Below are 22,775 nucleotides of genomic sequence, written 5' to 3' on the forward strand. Positions count from 1 at the left end.
CGACCGGCGGCCGTCAGTTTCTCAGGCGGTAGCCGGTGCGGAAGATCCAGGCGAGCACCGACATGCAGACCGTCAGGAAGGCGACGATGATCACGGCGCTGAAGATCGGGCTGACGTCGGAGACCTCGAAGAAGCTCCAGCGGAAACCGCTGATGAGATAGAGCACCGGGTTGAAATGGCTGACCGCCTGCCAGAAGGGCGGCAGCATCTTGATCGAGTAAAAGCTGCCGCCGAGGAAGACGAGCGGCGGGATCACCAGCATCGGGATCAGGTTCAGCTGCTCGAAATCCTTGGCCCAGATGCCGATGATGAAGCCGAACAGGCTGAAGGATATGGCCGTCAGCACGAAGAAGAAGACCATCACGAAGGGATGAGCGATGGTCAGGTCGACGAAGAGCGACGCCGTCAGCAGAATGATCGTACCGATCATCATCCCCTTGGTCGCCGCCGCGCCAACATAGCCGAGCACGATCTCGACCATCGAGACCGGCGAGGACAAAACCTCGTAGATCGTGCCGGTGAATTTCGGGAAGTAGATGCCGAAGGAGCCGTTGCCGATGCACTGCGTCAGCAGCGTCAGCATCATCAGGCCGGGCGTGATGAAGGCGCCATAGGAGACGCCGTCGATCTCCTGGATACGTCCGCCGATCGCCGCCCCGAAGACGATGAAATAGAGCGAAGTGGAAATGACCGGCGATACCACGCTCTGCAGCAGCGTGCGACGGGTGCGGGCCATCTCGAAGAAATAGATCGACTTGATCGCTTCGATGTTCATCGCCCTGCCCCCACGATTTCGACGAAAATGTCTTCCAGCGAACTCTGCCGCGTGGAAATGTCCCTGAGCCTGATGCCGGCCTCGGCCAGGGCGGCAAGCAGGGTGGTGATCCCGGTCCGCTCCGCGCTGGTGTCGTAATCGTAGATCAGGCAATGGCCATCGCATTCGAGCGTCAGGTTGTAGCCCGAAAGCACCTCGGGCACGCCGTCCAGCGGATGGGCGAGATCGATGCGCAACTGCTTGCGACCGAGCTTCGACATCAGCGCAGCCTTGTCTTCGACCAGCAGGATCTCGCCGCCATTGATGACGCCGATGCGGTCGGCGATTTCTTCCGCCTCTTCGATGTAGTGCGTCGTCAGGATGATCGTCACGCCCGAGGCGCGCAGCCGCTCGACCACGTCCCACATGCTCTTGCGCAGGTTGACGTCGACGCCGGCCGTCGGCTCGTCGAGGAAGAGTATCCGCGGCTCATGCGACAGCGCCTTGGCAATCAGCACGCGCCGCTTCATGCCGCCCGAAAGCTCGCGCAGCATGTTGTCCTTCTTGTCCCAGAGCGACAGGTCCTTCAGCACCTTCTCGATATGGGCGGGGTTCGGCTTCTTGCCGTGCAGCCCGCGGGAGAAGGAGACGGTGTTCCACACGGTCTCGAAGGCGTCGGTGGTCAACTCCTGCGGCACGAGCCCGATCATCGCGCGGGTCTCGCGGAAATCGCGCACCACATCGTGGCCCCCGACCATCACCGTTCCGCCGCTCGGATTGACGATGCCGCAGATGATCGAGATCAGCGTCGTCTTGCCGGCGCCGTTCGGCCCGAGCAGCGCCAGGATCTCGCCCTCCTCGATATCGAGGCTGACGCCCTTCAGCGCCTTGAAGCCGGAGGCATAGGTCTTCGACAGATTGGAAACGGAAACGATTGGCGCCATGAAAACTGATCCGGAAGCAGGGGCAGAGTCTTGAGGTCCCGCCCTATATGGGACAATTCATTCCGATTTGCAGCCGGCTGGAATGAAAAAACAAGATGACTGTGCGTCAACGCGGCTGAGACAGTCGCGTATCGGTGCCCGCTCCGGCCGTTGTCTGCCTCGGGAGCTTGCGGTCGACCAGCCGGTCATGGACCAGCATCCCGGCCAGCATTGCCACCACGAAGAGCACCGTTGCCGGCAAGCCAAGCGACAGCGAGGCGAGCGCCGGACCCGGGCAAAGCCCGACCAGCCCCCAGCCGACGCCGAAGATCGCCGAGCCGACGATCAGTCGCCGGTCGATGACCTGGTTGTTGGGCAGATGAAAGGTCTCGTCGAACAGCGGACGCTTCAGCCGGCGCGTCACGAGAACGCCGAGCGCCGAAACGAAGACGGCCCCGCCGAGCACGAAGGCAAGGCTGGGGTTCCAGTTGCCGGTGACGTCGAGGAATGCACGCACGCGGGCCGGATCGAGCATGCCGGACAGCGAAAGACCGAACCCGAATACGACGCCTGAGACGAGCGTCGCGGCAAGGCGGAGCAAGACGCTGTTCATGCGAAGAAATCCGCAACGAAGACGGTGACGACCGCCGCTGCCATGAAGGTGGCGACCGCAGCGATCGAGCGGCGCGACAGTCTCGCAAGCCCGACCACGCCATGACCGCTGGTGCAGCCCGAGCCCATGCGCGAGCCGAAACCCACCAGCAGGCCGCCAGCCACGAGAAGCGGCCAGGAGGCCGTCACGGTCACAGACGGCCAGGCATCGAAGACGAGGCGGTACAACACCGGTCCGGCGATCAGCCCCAGCACGAACAATGCGCCCGACGAAGCCTGTACGCCCTGCAGCAGGCGCCCTGCTATGCCGCTGATGCCGGCCACCCGGCCATTGGCGACCATCAGGATCGCCGCAGACAGGCCAATCAACAGCCCGCCCGCCAGCGCATTCCCGTATTCATTCATGCTTTAGAACCATCCCGACAGAAGATCTGATAGAGCGCGCCGACGAGACGCGCCACCTTGTCGTGACTAAGCCGATAGAAAACCTGCTTGGCCTGCCGACGGGTCGAGACAATGCCGGCATCCCGCAACACCGTCAATTGCTGCGAAAGCGTGGGCTGGCGAATGCCCAGCATTTCCTCGAGCGCTGCGACAGAATGCTCGCCTTCGAGCAAGGCGCTCACAATCAGCAACCTATTGCGGTTGGCAAGTGTCCTGAGGATTTTTGAGACTTCAGCGGCGTGCACAGCCATATCGCTGCGCATTCCCGGAAATTGCATGACCGTTCCCATTTCGTCCTCCTGTGGCGTCAAGGAGTGAGTAGGCCCCCCAATGCTTGCAGCGGCCAACCAGACACTATCCAAGATTGTTATTAGAAAATAATATAATATCGTATTACTTATTACAAAACCAGACGAAAGGGAAAGATCATCACGGCCCCGGCGTTCCGAGGTTTTGTCGCATGCAGAAAATTAGATAGAAAATTCAGCTAGTTATAACAAGATCCGAAAAAGTCGCGAATCGCCATATTTGGGGCAACCGTTCGGAACACGATCCAGATGGACTAAAACCTAAAGTATAATACTACTTAATTAGGGAATCGGCGCGGTCCGCAGACCTTCGTCGGCAGCCGGCCAGCAACGCGTTCGAACGAAAGCTGGCGCAAGATTTCCCCGACCGACCACAGCAATTGCGCCCGGCTGTCACGAAACCGTGACGCTCTTCGATCAGTTTGCAACGCGCGGGCCGCGAAATCGCCCTTTGATTTGCGCTCGTGATTTGCACGCCGGAGCCTCCCCCTTTTGCTCCGGTCGTTGGGCCGGCCTCCCCGCCGGCCTCTTTTTTTGCCGGCTTCCGAGCTTCGGTAGCCGGCGGCTCGAAAAGCACAGCTGCTGACCGACCGAACCACTAATCGCAGTGCCGATAGCCGGTCTTGCGAGTTCTCAGGTCGAAGTGGAAGTGGTCCTTGTGGAACGGATCGCTGCCCGGGCCGAGCACGGTGTTGAAGTACTTGCAGCTGTCGGAACGCACGGCCTTCAGCAGCGCCTTCTCGCGGAAGGCGAAAAATCCCGGCTTGCGCACGTCGATTTCCTTGCCGTTCTTCAGCACGAACTTGCCGACATCGATGGCGTTGCCGCGCGCATGTTCAGACATCGGATTGCCGCGACGCGAGTTCATGGTGCGGCAGGAGTAGCCGCCGAGCGGCTTGATCGTCTTGATGCCAGACCAGTAGCGGTAGCGCGACGACGGCGCGAGTTCGTACTTCACCCACTTCGCAAAAGCCTCGGTCACCTCGCAATTGAGCTTCACCGCCGGCTTCACGCCGATGCCGCCGGACAGTCCGCTGAGTTCGATCGGGTAGTCGATGCCGCAGGACGGACCGTTGCTGATGCGCGGAATATCGCGAAAGGTGACGCCTAGCTTTTTCAGGCGCTGGCGGCAGGCGATTTCGGAACCGGGCATCGCGCCGGTATCGTCGGGCGTCGACATCGGATTGTTGGCGCGCGGCAGGAAGGCGACCTGCTGTGGCTCCTGCGTGCGCTGAAGGGCGCGCTGCCGTTCCATGGCGCGGGCGCGCTGCGCCTCTTCGGCGGCCATCTTGTCCGGCGAAAGCGGCGGCAGATCCGGATCATAGCCAAGGTTCGCCTCGGCCGGTGCTGCGCTGTTTGCGCTGCCGAGCTGACGCACATTCTCGTCACCAATGCCGCCGACCACCGGCTGGCTGGCATTGCCCTCAGCGATGTCGTTGCTCTGCTCTTCCGCGAGCCCCACCAAGGGGTGCTCGACGCCGAGCATCGCATCCATGTTGACGCCCTCTTGCGGAATGGGGCTCGAGCCGGCGCCTGCCGGTTGCGCGCCCGTGGCCACAGCCTCGTCGCTATCAAGCATCGGAAGCGCGCGGCGCGTCTGCTGGGGCGCTGCATGCTGCGAATTGGCCTGGAAGGTCGAGGGTTGCGTGGCGGCGGGATAGGCGGCCACCTCCTCTGCCGGCACGGCATCGACAGGAACCGGCCCGATCGACCCGACCCGCGCCCCGCCATCGATGCGGCCGGGCGGCGACAACGCGTCATCGGTCGAGCAGGTGACGAGCGAAAACGAAAGAACGAGCGCCGTCAGCGGGCGATGGAGACGAGTAACATAGGCCATACCGAACTGCGCCTTCCTCCAGATGGCCAGAAAGACCACCGTCATCGCCCCGCCGCCCCTGCAGCCAACTTGCGCTCGATTGGCACGCAATGGTTGCTGCAGCACCTGCAATTGCTGCCTTTCGCCTGTGTCGCAAACCGGGCACAGTGGTCAAAAAGGCTGATTTGCCTGGGATTTTATTCAAATACGGTAAACGAAGGCTTGCGCGTCACTTGCAGAAAATCGGGTGCGCTGGGCGAGAGCCGGCCGCTATATGATGAAAAAAGAGCCCGCGTCCTCATCGGACGCGGGCTCGCATGCTCAAGACCAGATCGCGCAGGGGTTAGCGGCACTCGCCGCGATGGACGATCTGGAAACCGGCACCACCCGCCTCGCAGGCGTTGGAGAAGGTTTCGATGCGGCTGCCGCGCTGGCCGCAGACCGGGGCGTATTCGCGTGTGCAGAACTGGCCCTCGGACGGACGGTCGTCCTGCCTGCGGCATTCGCCGCGACCGATCACCTGGAAGCCCTCGGAACGAGCCTGGCAGGAATTCGGGAAGGTCTGCATGCGACCGCCGCGCTGGCCGCACACCGGGTTGTACTCCATCGTGCAGGCCTGCGGCTCGCGATCCGGCGGGCGATAGTCCGGGCGGCACTCGCCGCGGTGGATCACGTTGAAGCCGTCGGCGCGCGCCTGGCAGGAGTTCGGGAAGCTGCGCATGCGATTGCCGCGCTCGCCGCAAACCGGCGCATATTCCATCGTGCAGGCCTGCGGGCGCGTGGGCCTCGGCCCCGGCCGCGGCTCATCGACGACCACGGTACAGGCGGAAAGAAACCCGAGCGCCAGCATCAGCAAGGCGATCGGCCGGGTCAGAAGTAGTTTGAGAAGTGCCATGGTGTCCCCTCTGGTGCAGCGGCCGGCAACCGGAGCGACGCCCCGTCGAACACCTCCCGCTTCTCGCGTATCTATCCCCGGCGGTGCTGAGGTCAAGACGGAGAATGTCTCCGTACACGACAACCGGCGTGAAGACGGCGGCACCTAAACAACGATCCTTGCGACAGCATTGCGGTCAGACCCAAATGAAAAAACCCGCGCGGCGTGCCGCGCGGGTCGCAATCGACAAACCTATGGATCAGGCGGCGCGGCCGTAACCTGCGTGGACGCCTGAAGGCTGCAGCCGGAACTTCGTCAGCAGAGACTTCAGTTCGCGGCTTTCGGCTGCCAGCGTCTGGCTCGCTGCCGTGGTCTCCTCCACCATCGCGGCGTTCTGCTGGGTCATCTGGTCCATGCTGTTGACGGCGACATTGACCTCCTGCAGCCCGGTTGCCTGCTCGCGGGCGGCAGTCGCGATCGAGGCCACTTGCTCGTTGACGCGGTTGACCTGCGCCTCGATCTCCGAAAGCGCCTCGCCGGTGGAACGGACGAGGTCGACGCCGGCGCCGACCTCGCGCACCGAGGCGCTGATCAGTTCCTTGATCTCCTTGGCGGCACCGGCCGAACGCTGCGCCAGCTCGCGCACTTCCTGGGCGACGACGGCAAAGCCGCGGCCCGCCTCACCGGCACGCGCCGCCTCGACGCCAGCATTCAGCGCCAGCAGGTTGGTCTGGAAGGCGATCTCGTCGATGACACCGATGATCTGGCCGATACGGCCGGAGGAGCTTTCGATCCGCCCCATGGCGTCGATGGCATTGCGCACGATGCCGCCGGACCTTGCGGCGCTGGTCTTGGTCTGATCGACCATCGCACGCGCCTCGTTTGCCCGCTCGGAGGCGTGGCGAACCGTCGAGGTGATTTCGTCCAGGGCCGCGGCTGTCTCTTCAAGGGCTGCTGCCTGCTGCTCGGTGCGGCGGGACAGATTGTTGGCGGCCTCGGAAATGTCGCCGGCGCTGGCGGTGACGATCTCGGTCGAATGCGAGATCGAGCCGATGACATCGCGAAGCGCTGCGACGGCGGTGTTGAAGTCGTTCCGCAGCTTGCCGTATTCCGGCGCGATGTGGCCGATCTCGGCGGTGAGGTCGCCGCTCGCGAGGAGTTCGAGCGCCGCACCAACCGTTTCCATCGTCTCGGCCTGCGCCTCGGCCGTCGCCCGCTGGCGCTGTTCGTTGCCGCGCCGCTCGGAACTCAGTCGCTCCTGCTGTTCTGCCTCGCGCGACCGCAACTCCAGCCGTTCGCGAACCGAGTCACGCAGGACAACGAGGACCTTGGCCATCTGGCCGATCTCGTCGCCACGGTCGGTTTCGGGCACCTCAGAGGAAAGATCCTCGTCGGCAATCGCCCGCATCGAGGCCTTCAGCTTTTCGACGGGCTTGACGACGCTGCGCACGATCGCCAGTGCCGCCATCAGGATGGCCAAAGCTGCAGCGGCAAGAATACCGGCAACCTGCCAGGCGCGCTCGCGGAACATCGCCGCCAGATCGTCGGCATAGACGCCGGTCCCGACCACCCAGCCCCAGGGCTTGAAGCCGGCGACGTGGGAATATTTCAGCACCGGCGCGTCGGCACCGGGCTTCGGCCAATAGTAATCGACGAAACCCTGGCCACTCTTCTCGACGGTCTTGACGAACTCGACGAAGAGCTGCTTGCCGTTGGGATCCTTGTTCTCGGTGAGGTCCTTGCCGTCGAGCTCCGGCTTGATCGGATGCATCACCATGGTCGGATGCATGTCGTTGACCCAGAAATAGCCGCTGCCCTGGTAGCGCATCGCCTTGATCGCTTCGAGCGCGCGCTTCTGCGCTTCCTCGCGCGACAGTGTGCCGGCCACTTCCAGCTTGTGATAGGCGTCGAACATGGCGATCGCGTTCTCGTCCATCGCCGCCAGCATTGCCTTGCGTTCGCCGACGAGCTTTTCCTGCGCCTGAAACAGACCGAAGGTCAGCGCCGCCGCCATGGTCAAAAGCGCGAATGCCACCAGCGCGTAGAGACGCGCCGAAATCCTGAATTTCTTCATTGCCAATCCCCTGCCCCTCGGCGCTCCCCGCGCCGCCCAAATCCTGGCCGCCGCGACATAGCCTGCAGGCACTCCCAGAGCCTGCAGGTTAGGGTGAGGTCTTTGCAAAGCTCCTAACGAGCACCCCCTAAATTTGACAATTCTCAATCAGCTTATGCGAAAGTCTAACGAGCCGGTAGTTCAAGGACCTCGCCGGCATTTGTGCGGCGCCGGGGTCTTCCCTCTAGAAGCGCGCTCGGGTTACATCTTGTCTCCAACAGGGAGACAGGCTGCATGACCGAACAGACGAAACCGACCGGCGAACTCACCTTGCGCACGCTCGCCATGCCGGGTGATGCCAATGCGGCGGGCGATATCTTCGGCGGCTGGGTGATGGCGCAGATGGACCTGTCCTGCGGCATCCGCGCGGCGGAACGGGCGCGCGGCCGCGTCGTCACGGCGGCGGTCAAGGAAATGGCGTTCGCGCTGCCGGTCAAGATCGGCGACACGCTCTGCATCTATACGGACGTGGTCAAGGTCGGCCGTACCTCGATGACGCTCAAGGTCGAGGCCTGGGCGCAGCGTTATCTCTCGCATCTGATGGAAAAGGTGACGGACGCGATCTTCGTCATGGTCGCGCTCGACGAAAACGGCAAACCGAAGCCGGTGCCGGCGGAAGAATAGGAGCGCGGCGCATGGAGCCTGCCCATACAGACCCGGAGATCTTCTCGCATATCCGCGTCGTCATGGGCATGATCGTCAGCCTGAGCCTCGCCCGGCTGTTGAGCGGCATTGCACTCTTCGTCCAGCATCCCGGCAAGACGCGCGTCTACTGGATCCACCTCGGCTGGGTCCTGTTCATGTTCGTCTTCCTCGTGCACTTCTGGTGGTGGGAGTTCCACCTGCATTCGCTGGCGGTGATCGATGTCAGCGTCTACCTGTTCGTCGTTCTCTATTGCTGCGTCTTCTTCTTTCTCTGCGTCATGCTGTTTCCAACGACGCTCGACGACTACAGCGACTACGAACATTATTTCATGTCGCGCCGGGCCTGGTTCTTCGGCGCCCTGGCGCTTGCCTTCGCCGTCGATCTCGTCGACACCGCGCTGAAGGGAAAGGCCTATTTCGCCTCCTACGGCCTTGAGTATCCGGCACGCAACGCCGTCTACATCCTGCTGTGCATTGCCGCCGCCTGGACGCCGAACCGGCGCTTTCACGCGGTCTTCGTCGTCGCGGCCGTCGCCTACCAGCTCGTGTGGATGTACCGCGCTTTCGATCTTCTCGATTGAGGCCCGGCAAGGCCGTCGTTGAGGATTTCCGCCCGGCGGTCTTGATCCAGCGGCACGGCAGTGCTTTATCCGTTAGTCATATCTATGTCTCGCATATGCAGGTCGGGGGACTGTTGCATCATGGAAATCTTTACCGCTGCCGGCCTGGCGGCGCTCCTTCAAGTCATCGTCATTGACCTCGTTCTCGCCGGCGACAACGCCGTCGTGATCGGTCTCGCTGCCGCCGGCCTACCGACGGACCAACGCAAGAAGGTCATTCTCGTCGGCATCATCGCCGCCACCGTACTGCGCATCGCGCTCGCCAGCGTCACGGTGCAACTGCTCGAAATCATCGGCCTGCTGCTCGCCGGCGGCATCCTGCTGCTTTGGGTCTGCTGGAAGATGTGGCGCGAAATTCGCGAGCAGCAGGCAGCAAACGCTGCGGGCGAAAGCGGACATGGCTCCGAGGCGCCCAGGAAGACCTTCATGCAGGCGGCTATCCAGATCGTCGTCGCCGACGTCTCGATGTCGCTCGACAACGTGCTTGCTGTCGCGGGTGCTGCCCGCGAACATCCGACGATCCTGGTCATCGGCCTTGCGCTTTCGATCGCCATGATGGGCATCGCCGCCGGCTTCATCGCCCGGCTGCTCAACCGCTATCACTGGATCGCCTATATCGGTCTCGTAATCATCCTCTATGTCGCGCTCGACATGATCTATCGCGGCTGGGTCGAGGTCTGGCCGCATGTCGCGCCAGCCGTGGCCGCCCTGGTCTGACACAGGCGCGCCGACAGAAGCCGTCGACAATGAAAAAGGCAGGGCCTCGGCCCTGCCTTTTTGTTTGCTAACGACTCGATCGCTGCAGCGCGACGGACGTCATCACCCCTTGAAGATGAACGACGCGCCGGCCGCGATCAGCGCGAAGCCGACCAGATGGTTCCAGCCGATCGACTCCTTCAGCCAGAAAACGGAGAAGGCTGCAAAGACGATCAGGGTGATCACCTCCTGCATCGTCTTCAACTGCGCCGCCGAATAGACCTGGTGGCCGATGCGGTTTGCCGGCACCGCCAGGCAATATTCGAAGAAGGCGATGCCCCAGCTTGCGACGATCGCCATGTAGAGCGGCGACGACGTGTACTTCAGGTGCCCATACCAGGCGAAGGTCATGAAGACGTTAGAGACCAGGAGCAGCAGAACGGGCCAGAGATAGGCCGGAGCAAGGGTGAACGACATGAAGAACCTCGGCGCGCGAATCACGCTGAGACGATGCGCCGCTGCCCCGTAGGCGCGCAAGTGCCGCTGCTTCTCCCGCAAAAAAGTCCTGCCTTGAAAGGTGCCAGCCCACTATATTTTTGATGTCTGGCCCGGCGAATCGCCGTTTCGCATCAGCTATTTCGGCAATAAGCAATCCCTGCCCTAATATTTTACGGGTTTTGCCACAATTTTGCACCGGCGCATGGTGAATGAAGCTTTGCTGCCCGACGGGGCAGACAGGGGAATACCACACTTCGATACGGCAGTTGCCGTGAAGCTGGCTCCGCGTTTTAGCGCGGTTCGCAGACGTGCCCGATGCGGCGTCTTTTCGACGCCTGAACGCGTGCGCCCGCTGATATCTCCCCGCCCAACATGAGAAACCGTTGAGCAACCGGGTGCCATGCCGGCGATTGCCAGGCCGCCCCAACCGTTCGCACCAAGCACCTTGTCAAGGAGACCTGACCATGAAGGTCCTGGCGTTTCTTGCGGCTGCCTATGTCGCGCTACTGACACCTGATTTCGCCAATGCGGGCATGCTTGCCCAGGCGCAGCAATACAAGGGCCTGCACGAGGTCAAAAACAACAAGACCCTTCGTGCAGCGCTCGGCATCAACCCGGCCCGCACACCCTGGTGCGGCCACTTCATGGGCATGGTCGCCCGCAAGGCCGGGCGCAGCCCGCCACAAAGCTTCGGCATCGCCCGTTCCTGGCTGCGTTTCGGCGCACCCGTGAAAGTCGCCTATGCCCGCCCCGGCGACGTCGTCGTCGTCCGCACCGGCCGCGGCTATCACGTCGGCATCCTGTCCATGCTGTCGAAATCGACGGCCCAACTGATCGGCGGCAACCAGTCCGGCGGCGTCAGGGTCTCGCAGTTCGCACGCGGCCAGGTGGTCGCCATCAGGCGGTAGCGCGGCCACACCGCGCCCGAACGATCATCTTTCAGCGCCGGCTTTCCGGAGCGCGGAGGTGCGCCTTCAAGCGAGCCTCAGCCGCATAGCGCAGCGTCGCTCCGGTGGCAGACCATGCGTCGCCTCGTTGGCAAGGATTTCGGCAAGACGCGGATCGAGTTCGCCCGCATCGAGCCTCACGAAGCCGAGCTTGCGATAGAAGTGTTCGTTCCAGGCAAGATCGCGGAACGTCGTCAGCGTGACGGCGGCAAGCGATGTCACGCGCGCATGCGTGATTGCCGCCAGCATCAGCATGCGCCCGAGCCCCTGTCCCTGACGCTCCGCCTCGACGGCAAGCTGCCAGATATGCATGGCATCGTCGGCAACGGTGGCGCAAAGAAAACCGATCGGCCGATCGGAGGCATCAACGATCACCACCGACAGCCCAGTTCGCAGGAACGCGCCATGGGCTTCCGCCGATTGCACGTCGTCGTCGGCAATCCAGGCAAGCTCAGGGATCGTGCGGAACGCCTCACCGGAGGAGCGCTCGATATCGGGCAGAAGGGAAAGGTCGCTTTCGCGTGTCGGTCGAATCAGGGGCATGATGACGCCATCCTACCGCCGCGCGGCGCGAGGTCGACCCCGCTTCGCGTTCCCTGGCGGATCGTCAGACGCTTAAAGCGGCAAGGCCATTAACATCTCGTCGAAATAGGCATCGTCGACCCGCAGCGCGCGCTGTTCCAGGCCGTATTCTACAAATCCCGCCTTCCGGTAGAGGTTGAGGGCAGCAGCGTTCGACGAGACGACCGTCAGCAACAGCCGCTCCACCTTGCCTCGCGCCTCCGCAATGATCCCGTCGACCAGCAGCCGCGAAAGCCCGGTGCCCCGCGCCTCCGGCAAGACATACATACCCCAGAGCGTGCCCTTGTGCCTTGCCTTTACAGCCGTCGGGATCGCGAGGCCAGCAACACCCATGAGCCATTCATCGCCATCGAAGGCGCCGAGGACGAAGCCGCTATCAAGGCGTTCCGCTGTGACCTCGATCGGCCGGCCGGCCTCTTCCTCGTAGGATGCACCGAAGGCTTCCGGATGCTTCAGCAGCCCGTCCAGCCGAACGGCCCGATAGGCCTCGGCATCCCTGGAGTTGAGCCGGCGAACGGAAAATGGCGCCATCACTGTTGGTCCCATGAGCGAAAGAGGTGCCGGCCCGAACGAGGCGCGGCGGCGGGTAGGCTGCGAACCTTGCACAGTCGGCCGCCCCGGGGAAGCACCCGCGAGTACAATCTGTCGTAGAAGCAGTGCGGAGCATTTTTGCGCATTGTGCAGCGTCTTCAGGCCCGATCCGGGCGATTTACGCTTCTCGGACTTTCTAATTTAAGTTACGCTTAATTTCCTTCTGACCAGATGCCGCAGGAGGGGCCCGCCGCCTTGGAACGGAAGCTCGCCGTGATCCTTGCTGCCGATGTCGCTGGCTACAGTCGCCTCGTCGCGATCGACGAGGAAGGCACGCTTGCGACCCTGGCCACCTACTGCGAGACGATTTCCGGCCTGGCTGCGGAGCACGGAGGGCGCGTCTTCGGCGCGGCCGGAGACAGCCTGGTCGCGGAATTCCAGAGCGCCGTACAGGCCGTGCGGGCGGCGGTTGCAATCCAGCGGACGCTACAGCGCCGCAACGCCGATCTTTCGCCGGAGCGGCGCATGGAGTTTCGCATCGGCCTCACGCTCGGCGACGTCGTCGTCGACGGCAGCAATCTGCTCGGCGACGGCGTCAACGTCGCCGCCCGGCTGCAACAGGTTGCACAGCCGAACGACATCTGCATTTCCGGCGCCCTGCACGACCAGATCGAAGGCAAGCTCGAGTTTCCGATGCAGCGGCTGGGCGAACGCGCGCTGAAAAACATTCCGCGCCCGGTCCTGGTCCACCGTGTCGACTGGCGGGAGGATCCGGTCGGCGGGGATCTGCCGGGCATGCCGCTGTCGCTGCCCGACAAGCCGTCGATCGCCGTGCTGCCCTTCGTCAACATGTCCGGCGATCCCGAGCAGGATTTCTTCGCCGACGGCCTGACCGAGGACATCATCACCGCGCTGTCGCTCTACCGCTGGTTCTTCGTCATCGCCCGCAACTCCTCCTTCGCCTACAAGGGCCGCGCCGTCGACGTCAAACAGATCGGCCGGGATCTGGGAGTGCGCTACATCGTCGAAGGCAGCGTGCGCCGCTCCGGCTCGCGGGTGCGCGTCACCGGCCAGCTGATCGAGGCGGAGACCGGCAACCACCTCTGGGCACAGCGCTACGAGCGTGAATTCGCAGACCTCTTCGCCATCCAGGACGAAATCACCCAGCATGTGGTCGCCGCGATCGAGCCGGAGATCCTGATCGGCGAAAACCGGCGCGCGCAATTGCGGGGCACCGACAATCTTGGCGCCTATGAATGCCACATGCGCGGCACCCTGCTGCACAACGCGCAGGATTCCGCCGCGCATTTCGACGAGGCGATCGAATGGCAGCGCCGCGCCATCGCCCTCGATCCGGAATTCGGCCGCGCGCACATGATGCTCGCCCGCTCGCTGTTTGCCCGTTGTTTCTTCGGCTTCAGCAAGGACATCGACCGCGACAGCGCCGAGTTGCAGGCGGAGGCCACGCGCGCGGTGGTGATCGACGATCACGACCCCTATTGTCACTATGTCATGTGTCTCGCCAACTTCGCGGCCCAGCGGCCGCACGCCGCGGTCGAGGAAGCGCAACAGGCGATCGACATCAACTCCAACTTCGCGCTCGCCCACATGGCGCTCGGCTGGGCGCGCATCTATATCGGCCGCTTCGCCGAGGCGCTGGACCCGCTGCACAAGGCGCTGCGGCTGAGCCCGCACGATCCGCTCACCTATCTCTTCCTCAACCGCATGGCGCTCGCCCACTACCATCTCGGCAACTACGACGAAGCCCTGCGCTGCGCCGAACGGGCGCTGCTCTTGCGCCGCACCTATTTCAACCTGGTGATGCTGATCACCTGTCTCGGCCAGCTCGGCCGCATCGATGAGGCGCGCAAGCTTCTTCCGGAAGCGATCGCCAACGCACCGAGCGACGTGCCGCGCTATTGGCGCTTCTTTACCGCCTACGTCGATCCTGCCGACCACGCGCATTTCAACGACGGGCTCGTCAAGGCGGGCCTACCCATGGTTCCGTAGGCCGCCATGACACGATCGCAACTGTTCGGGGTTCTGATCGGCATGACGGTGGTGGCGTTCTTCACCATCCTGCGCGCCCAGGATCCGCAATTGCTGCGCCAGGCGCGCGACGTCACCTTCGACGAATACCAGCGCATTGCGCCGCGCCGCTTCGAGCCCATGCCGGTCAAGATTATCGACATCGATGAGGCGTCGCTGCGCGAGCTCGGCCAATGGCCCTGGCCGCGCGACCGACTGGCGAAGCTGACCAACCGCTTGAGCGAGATGGGGGCCGCCGCAATCGCCTTCGACGTGCTCTTTGCCGAGCCGGACAGATTGTCGCCGCGCACGGTGGTGCGCGATGTCGGCGGCGTCGATCCCTCTTTCCTTGCCGCGCTACCGGACAATGACGAGATCTTCGCCGAGGCGATCCGCGACAAGCCCGTGGTGCTCGGCTTCGGGCTGACCAACGAAGGCAGCTACCTGCCCCCGGTCAAGGCCGGCTTTGCCCTGACCGGCGAAAGCGCCAACGAAGCGCCGCCGCGCCTGCGGGCCGCAACACCGCTGAGGCCGCAGCTCGAAGCCAATGCCGCCGGCCTCGGCCATATCAGCCTCAATCCCGGCTCGTCCTCGGCGGTTGTGCGCACCGCGCCGCTGTTCCTGAGCGACGGCCAGCAGTTCTATCCGAGCCTGGCCATGGAGGCCCTGCGGGTGGCACAGGGGGCTTCGACCTATGTGCTGGCCGCCGCACCCGACGTCGCCAACACGCTGACGGCGGTCAAAATCGGCGACTTCGTCGTACCGCTGATGTCGACCGGCGAGGTCTGGCTCTATGTGACGCCGGACACGACGGAGCGCTATATCTCCGCCCGCCGCATTCTTGCCGATGGCGAACCATCGCCGGATATCCGCGCCGGCATCGAAGGCAGCATCGTCTTCATCGGCACCTCTGCGGCCGGACTGCAGGATGTGCGCACCACCGCGCTCGGCCAGAACGTGCCTGGTGTTTCAATCCACGCGCAGATCGTCGAGCAGATCCTGTCGGGTCGCTATCTTTCGCGCCCGGATTGGGCGAACGGCCTCGAAATCCTCTCGATCGCGCTCGCCGGAACGCTGCTGGTGCTGCTCACCACCTTCGTCAGCCCCGTGGTCGCGCTCGTCTGCGGCCTGGCGGTGACGGTGCTGGCGCTCGTCGCCTCCTGGATCGCCTTCTATTATGGCGGAAGGCTTTTCGATCCGCTGGCGCCGATCCTCGCCGCCTCGATCACCCATTTCGCGGCCACCGCCTATCGCTTCCTCGTGACCGACCGCGAACGGCGCGAGGTGCGGCAGGCCTTCGGCCGCTATCTCTCGCCGTCGCTGCTCTACCGCATCGAGCATACGCGCAATGCGCTCAGCCTCGGCGGCGACGACCGCGAACTGACCGTGATGTTCGTCGACGTGCGCAGCTTCACCGAGATGAGCGAGCGCATGACGCCGACCGAGGTCGTCGCCTTTCTCAATACGCTGCTCGATGCGCTGAGCCGGCATGTGCTGGCCAACGAGGGCACGCTCGACAAGTTCATCGGCGATTCGATCATGGCCTTCTGGAATGCGCCGGTCGACGTCGCCAACCATCCGCAAAAGGCAGTGCGAGCGGCGCTTGGCATGCGCGAGACGTTGGCGCGGCTCAATGCCGACAATGCGTTCGGCTTCGGCGCCGACCAGGAGGTGCGCATCGGCATCGGCATCCATACCGGGCTTGCCTGCGTCGGCAACATGGGCGCCGAGACGCGGTTCAACTATTCCGCCGTCGGCGACACCGTGAACATCGCCGCGCGCATCGAAGCGGCTTGCAAGGACGTCAACATCGACATTCTGGTGTCCGAGGCGACCGCCCAGGCTCTGCCGGACCATGCCATGCTCGACGCCGGCTCCCTCGCGCTCAAGGGCAAGACGACGCGAACACGGGTCTATGCCGTCGCCGGCGACGAAAACCTCGCGGCCTCGCCCGCCTTTGCGGATCTGCGCGGCCTGCACGATCGTCTGGTCGCCGCGCTCGGCGCCCGCACGCAGACAAGCCGCAGCATCGTCAACGCCGCCAAGCTGAAGGCAGCGGCGCTGACGCCGGCGCTCGCCGGCTTCTACGCCCGGATCGGCCGCCGCGCCGACCACTTCGCCCAAGCGACCGACGAGAACACCAAGCGTCCAGCCGAATGAGCTTTGCCCGCGGCCGCTCGCTCACCGGACACATGCGGAAACGACGGTAGCTTTCTGATTCAGGGATATTTTCAAGAATAGCGCCTCGCCAGAGAAGACGGCGAGGCGTGCCCGTTCGGCTTTGAAATCAGCTGACCAGCAAAACCCTGGCCGCCCGATCAATCGTGGCTTTCGCCCTCGTGCTGCTGCGTTCCCTGGTCCTGGCTCGGCTGGTCGCCGCCACCGCCCGTTTGCGGTCCGGGATCGCCGGGGGTGTCGTTGCGTGGGCCGGGGTCGCCGGGCTGCTCGGTTTGCGGACCGGGGTCGCCCGGGTTGTTCGGCTGCGGCCCCGGATCGCCTGGATTATGCGGCTGCGGTCCGGGATCGCCCGGGTTCTCCGGCTGCGGGCCCGGATCCCGGGGCTTTTCTTCCGGCGGCGGTTTCTGTTCGCGCGGCTTTTCTTCGACGCGGGCCGGCTGCTCCGGGACGGTGCGGGTGGTGCCCTCGAACTGGGCCGCGCGCAGGCCGCAGCCGCCCCCTACCCAACCAAGCGCGCCGGTCAGGCGTTGCCCGCCAGAGAGAAACGGCAGCGCCTGCGCATTGCCGAGCGCCTTGAGCGTCGTGCGGCTGACCCGCGTCGGTGCGGTGGCGCGACGGCCGGGCTTGGCGACGACGCAGTCGCAACGCTGCGTCAGTTGGCGGCAGCCGCCGGCACCGCAGAAATCGGCAGCACCGCTGAGCAGCACCACGGCAGTTGTGCCATCCGGGGCGACGAAGAAATCGAAGGCGGTGCCGCGCACGCCGATGGTGCCGGCCGGCGTGACGATCTCATAGGCGGAGTGGCCGGATTTGCCGCTGATCCAGCGGAACGTGCCCTTGGCGGCCATGATGGTGAGCTTCTTCACCGACTTCTTGTCGTCATAAACGAACTTGTCGATGACGACGGAAGAACCCCAGCCGACGGCCAGCTTGGTGCCATCCTCGAAGACAAACTGCCCGAGTCCGGATTTCGACGTCGAGATCCGTTCATTCCGGTAAACAGGGTCTTTGACCGCGATCGCACCGCGCGCACCGCTGACGGCCGTCCGGATTTCCACCGCCTTGCCGACCGGTTCGGCGGCAGACGCAGACATCGGGCCAAGGACCACGGCACAAAGCACGAATGCGGCACCACGCAAGCAGAACATGGCGCACTCCAAAGAAGTATTGTTATCACGTGGCAGGCTTTGGTGTCTTCTCGCCCAATCGGGGTAACGCAGCGTCAGGTGCGCAACCGTAAGGGCTAGGCGGCAAGATTCATCTGACGGCGGTTGAGCGGAATGGGGCGTGGGACGTTACCCCGCACTTCAATGGCGATCAGCGGCTGTCGCCAATGGTCGCGTTGCGGCCCGAGAACGTCGTTGCGTCCCGCCGGAGGCGGCCGACGATCAGGCATCTGGGACAGGCAACCTGCGTCAGACGCTTGGCGCTTACAAAAATGACGCGATGCCGATGCTGACAAGAAGACCGGCCGCCATCAAACACAGGCCGACCCCTGCATGGCGAACCTTGAACGGTGCAAGGCCGGCCAGCGCCAGCATGACGATCGATGCCACCCCTGTTCCGATATGGGCAGCTTTGCTTTCGTAGCGCCAGAGGCCCGCCACCGGCCCCTCGCTGCCCCAGGGAAAGCAATCCCCTCCTGAGCCGGGTTCGCTGCAGGCATAGCTCCGCATTGCGTCGAGAACATCGACGGTGAAAAGGACCACGAGTGCTGCGATGACAAGCTGGATCGCCAGCTCAAGGATCGTTGGTCGACGTTATCGTTGAGCTCCGGCGACGGATTCCGCGGGACCTGGCTGCGACACTCCGATACGAGCGCTTAGCTTGGCAATCTCCAGCAAGGTCACGAAGTCCGAGAGCATCGGCATGATCTTGGCCTCTGTCATCTCCAGATAGATGTTCGGCAGTTCGAAGAAGTCGTGCTTGGACGGCAGCATGAGGATGCAGCTGTCGCCGTCGAGCGCCAGACGAACGACATCATCGTCGAAAGAACTGGAGAGGAACGCGATGGTCCTGGCCACATCGTCGATCACGCCGGCCGCGGCGGCCAGATTGTCGGTCACGAATTCGTGGCTTTCATCGAGCACCGCACGGCCACTCAGAATGGCGCCCTGCGCCTGCCACAGATCCCTGACGTCATTGGCAGACAGCGCGATGAGGTCCTTGCTGTCGGCAGCACTGAACCCCTTGTCTATTGCGTCCAGCAGCCCGCCGAAGCGCTTCTTGCGCGCCACCAGCCAGCCTGGAAACGGAGTGTCGAGCTTGACCTTGAGCACGAGCCCGCGAAACTGATTGACGACGGAGCTGCGCCGGCTGCTCTTCTGGAGCCCCAGATGCGCCTCACACAGCGAGAAGCAAACGCCTTCGACAGTGCCGTCGATGAGGTCTTCATAGTCAGCAACGTCGAACGCCACGAGATCCAGTCGCGTGAGCGCAGCCGCAACGTCCGGCCACCCACGTTGCCTGAAGCGGAAACCATCGACGAAACCGAAGATCGCCGGCAGCAGGACATCCTGCGTGCGTTCAAGTCGGTGCCAGACCGTCTCGCCGATTTTGGACCAAGCCCAGACCATGCCCGCCAGTGGCAGCAGCATCAATGGCCCCGCGTCGGACCCGGAGAAAAAACTTCCCGCATAGGCACAGAGCAGCACCCCGGCCGCCGATCCACAGCCGATCCACAGCCGCCGCCACCACAATTCGACGATGACCTTCTTGCGCTCCGCATTGTGTTCGGCGATCACGGCCCTGACCTTCGCAAGCGCCTGCTCGTCTGGCAGGATCCTCGACAGATCGCCGTCCGCGCCCCTCCCTTGCGTCATTGCCTAACCTCCGCCACGCCCGAATCGGCCATGACAACCGTGGCGTCCGGGCCGAAATTTCGCAACCGATACGCGGGAGAAATGTTGCCGTTTTGTACTCTTGCGCCCCTTTTCTTTCGACCGGACTCTCGCCATATTCCCCGCCATGACCAAAGCTCCGAAGAATGCACCGCCGAAGCCCTCCTCTCCGTCCGGTTTCGAAGAAGCGCCTCAGGCGCCGTTTTCCGGCGCGCCGCTTTCCGGCAATGTTTCCGATTGGGTGAAGCAGCTCGAGGTGGATGCGGAAGCCTCCGCCTTCGAAACCCAGCGCGAGATCGCCTCCAAGGCCGGCAAGCACCGCAAGACGGTGGAGATCGCCGCCTCCAAGGCGGCGCGCAAGGCAGCGGGCGCCGATGACGAGGCCCAGCCGAAGAAGGCGGGCAAGAAGGGCAAGGTCGAGATCGTCGGCAGCAAGTCGGCGCGCGGCACCTCCATGGGCGGCTCGACCGACCCGAAGACCCGCGCCGCCGCCGGCCTCAATCCGGTCGCCGGCCTCGACGTGTCGCTGGAAGATGCCGCCAAGCTGACCTCGACCTCGGGCGTTACCGCGACGGTCGAAGCGCTGTCGGCGCTGATCGAAAGCGGCAACCCGCTGTTCAAGGACGGCAAGCTCTGGACACCGCACCGGCCGGCCCGGCCGCCGAAATCCGAAGGCGGCGTCGAAATCCGCATGGCGTCGGAGTACCAGCCGGCCGGCGACCAGCCGACGGCGATCGCCGATCTGGTCGAGGGCCTGAATTCCGGCGAGCGCAGCCAGGTTCTGCTCGGCGTCACCGGCTCGGGCAAGACCTTCACCATGGCCAAGGTGATCGAGGCGACGCAGCGCCCCGCCGTCATCCTCGCGCCGAACAAGACGCTCGCCGCCCAGCTTTATTCCGAGTTCAAGAACTTCTTCCCTGACAACGCGGTCGAGTACTTCGTCTCCTACTACGACTATTACCAGCCGGAAGCCTATGTGCCGCGTTCGGATACCTTCATCGAGAAGGAATCCTCGATCAACGAGCAGATCGACCGCATGCGTCACTCGGCCACCCGCTCGCTCTTGGAGCGCGACGACTGCATCATCGTCGCCTCGGTCTCGTGCATCTACGGTATCGGCTCGGTCGAGACCTATACCGCCATGACCTTCCAGATGAGCGTCGGCGACCGGCTCGACCAGCGGCAGCTGCTGGCCGACCTGGTGGCGCAGCAGTACAAGCGCCGCGACATGGATTTCCAGCGCGGCTCTTTTCGCGTGCGCGGTGACACCATTGAAATTTTCCCGGCCCACTTGGAGGATGCCGCCTGGCGCATCTCCATGTTCGGCGACGAGATCGACGCCATCACCGAATTCGATCCGCTCACCGGCCAGAAGACCGGCGACCTGAAGTCGGTCAAGATCTACGCCAACTCGCACTATGTCACGCCGCGCCCGACGCTGAACGGCGCGATCAAGGCGATCAAGGAAGAGCTGGTGCATCGGCTGGCCGAGCTGGAAAAGGGCGGCCGCCTGCTGGAAGCGCAGCGACTGGAGCAGCGCACCCGCTATGACATCGAGATGCTGGAGGCGACCGGCTCCTGCGCCGGCATCGAGAACTATTCCCGCTATCTCACCGGCCGCAATCCCGGCGAGCCGCCGCCGACGCTGTTCGAATACATCCCCGACAACGCGCTTCTCTTCATCGACGAGAGCCACGTCTCCGTCAGCCAGATCGGCGGCATGTATCGCGGCGACTTCCGCCGCAAGGCGACGCTGGCCGAATACGGCTTCCGCCTGCCCTCCTGCATGGACAACCGCCCGCTGCGCTTCGAGGAATGGGACGCGATGCGCCCGGACACGATCGCCGTTTCGGCGACGCCGGGCTCCTGGGAACTGGAACAGTCCGGCGGTGTCTTTGCTGAACAGGTCATCCGCCCGACCGGCCTGATCGACCCGCCGGTCGAAGTGCGCTCGGCGAAAACCCAGGTCGACGACGTACTCGGCGAAATTCGCGAGACGGCGGCCGCCGGCTACCGCACGCTCGTCACCGTGCTCACCAAGCGCATGGCCGAGGACCTCACCGAATACCTGCACGAACAGGGCATTCGCGTGCGCTACATGCACTCCGACATCGACACGCTGGAGCGCATCGAGATCATCCGCGACCTGCGCCTCGGCGCCTTCGACGTGCTCGTCGGCATCAACCTTCTGCGCGAAGGTCTCGACATTCCCGAATGCGGCTTCGTCGCCATTCTCGACGCCGACAAGGAAGGGTTCCTGCGCTCCGAGACCTCCCTGGTCCAGACCATCGGCCGCGCCGCCCGTAACGTCGACGGCAAGGTCATCCTCTATGCCGACCAGATCACCGGCTCGATGAAGCGCGCGATGGACGAAACCAGCCGCCGCCGCGAAAAGCAGATGGCCTATAACGAGGCCAACGGCATCACCCCGGAATCGGTGAAGGCGAAAATCTCCGACATCCTCGACAGCGTGTACGAGAAGGACCACGTGCGCGCCGACATATCCGGCGTCGCCGGCAAGGGCTTTGCAGACGGCGGCCACCTCGTCGGCAACAACCTGCAGGCGCACCTCAACGCGCTGGAAAAACAGATGCGCGACGCCGCCGCCGACCTCGACTTCGAAAAGGCCGCGCGCCTGCGCGACGAGATCAAACGCCTCAAGGCCGCAGAATTGGCTGCGATGGACGACCCGATGGCACGGGAAGAGGCAAAATCAATGGAAGGTGGCAGGAAATCCGGCAAGGGCGCGCCCAACCCGATCTCCCCCCCTGTGGGGGAGATGTCCGGCAGGACAGAGGGGGGTACGCCCGCCTCCGCATCCGAGGGCTACTTCCAGAAACCCGACCTTGACGACATGGGCCGCGACGTCGCCACCCCCGCCGGCGTGGACAAATCCCTGTTCCGCCGCAACACCCTCGACGAAATGACCGTCGGGCGGACAGAAAAGCCGGTGACTGGCCATGTGCCGGAGAAGCCGATTCTGACCCGAGCGAAGCCGGGTGTTGGGTCGTATGAGGATCCGGCGGACGAGAAGCGGCAGAAGGGGCGGACCAAGGGCAAGACGGGACGGCCGGGACGGTAGAACGGCGACAGCCTAAGTCGAAACCGAAATTTAATCCACAAGTAGTCAAAGTACCGAGCGCAACCGCCTTGCACTGAGCCGTGTGAATGATGAAAATCGATTGACACGAATCAGGCTACCAATGACTATGAATTACTTACGCGATGGGCACTACTGCTCGGTCGGGCGCTTCGCTAGACCTCAATCGATTGACCGCTTTTATTCGGCTCGGAAGGATATGCGATCCATCCGTCCGATAAATCGGTCGCTCCGCTCGGATAGCTCACATTTCCTTCCGAGCCTTA

21 protein-coding genes are annotated in these 22,775 nt (G+C 63.7%); 7 read left to right on the plus strand and 14 right to left on the minus strand.

The window, feature by feature from the left end; all coding sequences use genetic code 11:
* Window positions 1-13: 13 nt before the first annotated feature.
* From IB267_RS02780 to IB267_RS02815, 8 genes are all read right to left on the minus strand, one after another.
* Window positions 14-775, minus strand: a complete 762-nt coding sequence (locus tag IB267_RS02780; RefSeq protein ID WP_192446301.1) for an ABC transporter permease — start codon at window positions 773-775, stop codon at window positions 14-16.
* On the minus strand, window positions 772-1,698 hold the full coding sequence (locus IB267_RS02785; RefSeq protein WP_192446302.1) for an ABC transporter ATP-binding protein: 927 nt from the start codon (window positions 1,696-1,698) through the stop codon (window positions 772-774). The genes IB267_RS02780 and IB267_RS02785 overlap by 4 nt, the downstream gene beginning before the upstream one ends.
* Window positions 1,699-1,804: 106 nt before the next feature.
* Window positions 1,805-2,290, minus strand: coding sequence for a YeeE/YedE family protein (locus IB267_RS02790; RefSeq protein WP_192446303.1), 486 nt, complete (start codon window positions 2,288-2,290; stop codon window positions 1,805-1,807).
* Window positions 2,287-2,694: a YeeE/YedE family protein gene (locus tag IB267_RS02795; RefSeq protein WP_192446304.1), complete on the minus strand. Its 408-nt coding sequence runs from the start codon at window positions 2,692-2,694 to the stop codon at window positions 2,287-2,289. The genes IB267_RS02790 and IB267_RS02795 overlap by 4 nt, the downstream gene beginning before the upstream one ends.
* The gene (locus IB267_RS02800; protein WP_043626019.1) at window positions 2,691-3,023 is read right to left on the minus strand and encodes a metalloregulator ArsR/SmtB family transcription factor; all 333 of its coding nucleotides are present in this window, start codon (window positions 3,021-3,023) and stop codon (window positions 2,691-2,693) included. Before IB267_RS02800 ends, IB267_RS02795 begins: the two co-directional genes overlap by 4 nt.
* A 616-nt stretch (window positions 3,024-3,639) precedes the next feature.
* Window positions 3,640-4,878, minus strand: a complete 1,239-nt coding sequence (locus tag IB267_RS02805) for an extensin family protein (RefSeq protein WP_192447160.1) — start codon at window positions 4,876-4,878, stop codon at window positions 3,640-3,642.
* A 322-nt stretch (window positions 4,879-5,200) separates the two neighbouring features.
* Entirely contained in the window at window positions 5,201-5,752 is a 552-nt protein-coding gene (locus IB267_RS02810; protein ID WP_192446305.1) for a Kazal-type serine protease inhibitor domain-containing protein, read from the minus strand.
* A gap of 238 nt (window positions 5,753-5,990) precedes the next feature.
* On the minus strand, window positions 5,991-7,805 hold the full coding sequence (locus IB267_RS02815) for a methyl-accepting chemotaxis protein (RefSeq protein WP_192446306.1): 1,815 nt from the start codon (window positions 7,803-7,805) through the stop codon (window positions 5,991-5,993).
* 273 nt (window positions 7,806-8,078) lie between these two features.
* Here IB267_RS02815 and IB267_RS02820 point away from each other — a divergent pair, with 273 nt between their 5' ends.
* From IB267_RS02820 to IB267_RS02830, 3 genes are all read left to right on the plus strand, one after another.
* Window positions 8,079-8,468: an acyl-CoA thioesterase gene (locus tag IB267_RS02820; RefSeq protein WP_192446307.1), complete on the plus strand. Its 390-nt coding sequence runs from the start codon at window positions 8,079-8,081 to the stop codon at window positions 8,466-8,468.
* A gap of 11 nt (window positions 8,469-8,479) precedes the next feature.
* Entirely contained in the window at window positions 8,480-9,070 is a 591-nt protein-coding gene (locus tag IB267_RS02825) for a hypothetical protein (protein ID WP_192446308.1), read from the plus strand.
* A gap of 120 nt (window positions 9,071-9,190) precedes the next feature.
* A complete protein-coding gene (locus IB267_RS02830; RefSeq protein WP_192446309.1) occupies window positions 9,191-9,826 on the plus strand; it encodes a TerC family protein in 636 nt (211 codons plus the stop codon).
* Window positions 9,827-9,928: 102 nt separating this feature from the next.
* On the opposite strand, the gene IB267_RS02835 is transcribed toward IB267_RS02830, so the two are convergent.
* Complete coding sequence (locus IB267_RS02835) at window positions 9,929-10,282, minus strand: DMT family protein (RefSeq protein ID WP_192446310.1); 354 nt, start codon at window positions 10,280-10,282, stop codon at window positions 9,929-9,931.
* 485 nt (window positions 10,283-10,767) lie between these two features.
* Here IB267_RS02835 and IB267_RS02840 point away from each other — a divergent pair, with 485 nt between their 5' ends.
* Window positions 10,768-11,211 (plus strand): TIGR02594 family protein, encoded by a 444-nt coding sequence (locus tag IB267_RS02840; RefSeq protein ID WP_192446311.1) that lies wholly within the window; start codon window positions 10,768-10,770, stop codon window positions 11,209-11,211.
* A 66-nt stretch (window positions 11,212-11,277) separates the two neighbouring features.
* Here IB267_RS02840 and IB267_RS02845 read toward each other — a convergent pair whose 3' ends face one another.
* Together IB267_RS02845 and IB267_RS02850 are read right to left on the minus strand one after the other, a co-directional pair.
* The gene (locus tag IB267_RS02845) at window positions 11,278-11,793 is read right to left on the minus strand and encodes a GNAT family N-acetyltransferase (protein WP_192446312.1); all 516 of its coding nucleotides are present in this window, start codon (window positions 11,791-11,793) and stop codon (window positions 11,278-11,280) included.
* A 72-nt stretch (window positions 11,794-11,865) separates the two neighbouring features.
* Window positions 11,866-12,363 (minus strand): GNAT family N-acetyltransferase, encoded by a 498-nt coding sequence (locus IB267_RS02850; RefSeq protein WP_192446313.1) that lies wholly within the window; start codon window positions 12,361-12,363, stop codon window positions 11,866-11,868.
* A gap of 255 nt (window positions 12,364-12,618) precedes the next feature.
* Here IB267_RS02850 and IB267_RS02855 point away from each other — a divergent pair, with 255 nt between their 5' ends.
* Window positions 12,619-14,373: an adenylate/guanylate cyclase domain-containing protein gene (locus IB267_RS02855; RefSeq protein WP_192446314.1), complete on the plus strand. Its 1,755-nt coding sequence runs from the start codon at window positions 12,619-12,621 to the stop codon at window positions 14,371-14,373.
* 6 nt (window positions 14,374-14,379) lie between these two features.
* Window positions 14,380-16,551 (plus strand): CHASE2 domain-containing protein, encoded by a 2,172-nt coding sequence (locus tag IB267_RS02860; RefSeq protein ID WP_192446315.1) that lies wholly within the window; start codon window positions 14,380-14,382, stop codon window positions 16,549-16,551.
* A 158-nt stretch (window positions 16,552-16,709) separates the two neighbouring features.
* Here the strand turns inward: IB267_RS02860 and IB267_RS02865 are convergent, their stop codons facing one another.
* From IB267_RS02865 to IB267_RS02875, 3 genes are all read right to left on the minus strand, one after another.
* The gene (locus IB267_RS02865) at window positions 16,710-17,717 is read right to left on the minus strand and encodes a FecR domain-containing protein (protein WP_192446316.1); all 1,008 of its coding nucleotides are present in this window, start codon (window positions 17,715-17,717) and stop codon (window positions 16,710-16,712) included.
* 282 nt (window positions 17,718-17,999) lie between these two features.
* Entirely contained in the window at window positions 18,000-18,278 is a 279-nt protein-coding gene (locus IB267_RS02870) for a hypothetical protein (protein ID WP_192446317.1), read from the minus strand.
* A 51-nt stretch (window positions 18,279-18,329) separates the two neighbouring features.
* Window positions 18,330-19,391 carry a hypothetical protein gene (locus IB267_RS02875; protein WP_192446318.1) on the minus strand — a complete coding sequence of 354 codons (1,062 nt, stop codon included), beginning with the start codon at window positions 19,389-19,391 and terminating at the stop codon, window positions 18,330-18,332.
* Window positions 19,392-19,536: 145 nt separating this feature from the next.
* Between IB267_RS02875 and uvrB the strand changes: the two genes are divergently transcribed.
* On the plus strand, window positions 19,537-22,491 hold the full coding sequence (uvrB, locus tag IB267_RS02880) for an excinuclease ABC subunit UvrB (protein ID WP_192446319.1): 2,955 nt from the start codon (window positions 19,537-19,539) through the stop codon (window positions 22,489-22,491).
* The last annotated feature ends 284 nt before the right edge of the window (window positions 22,492-22,775 follow it).

Origin of the sequence: Ensifer sp. ENS09, from assembly GCF_014852425.1 — a bacterium.
Taxonomy (GTDB): domain Bacteria; phylum Pseudomonadota; class Alphaproteobacteria; order Rhizobiales; family Rhizobiaceae; genus Ensifer.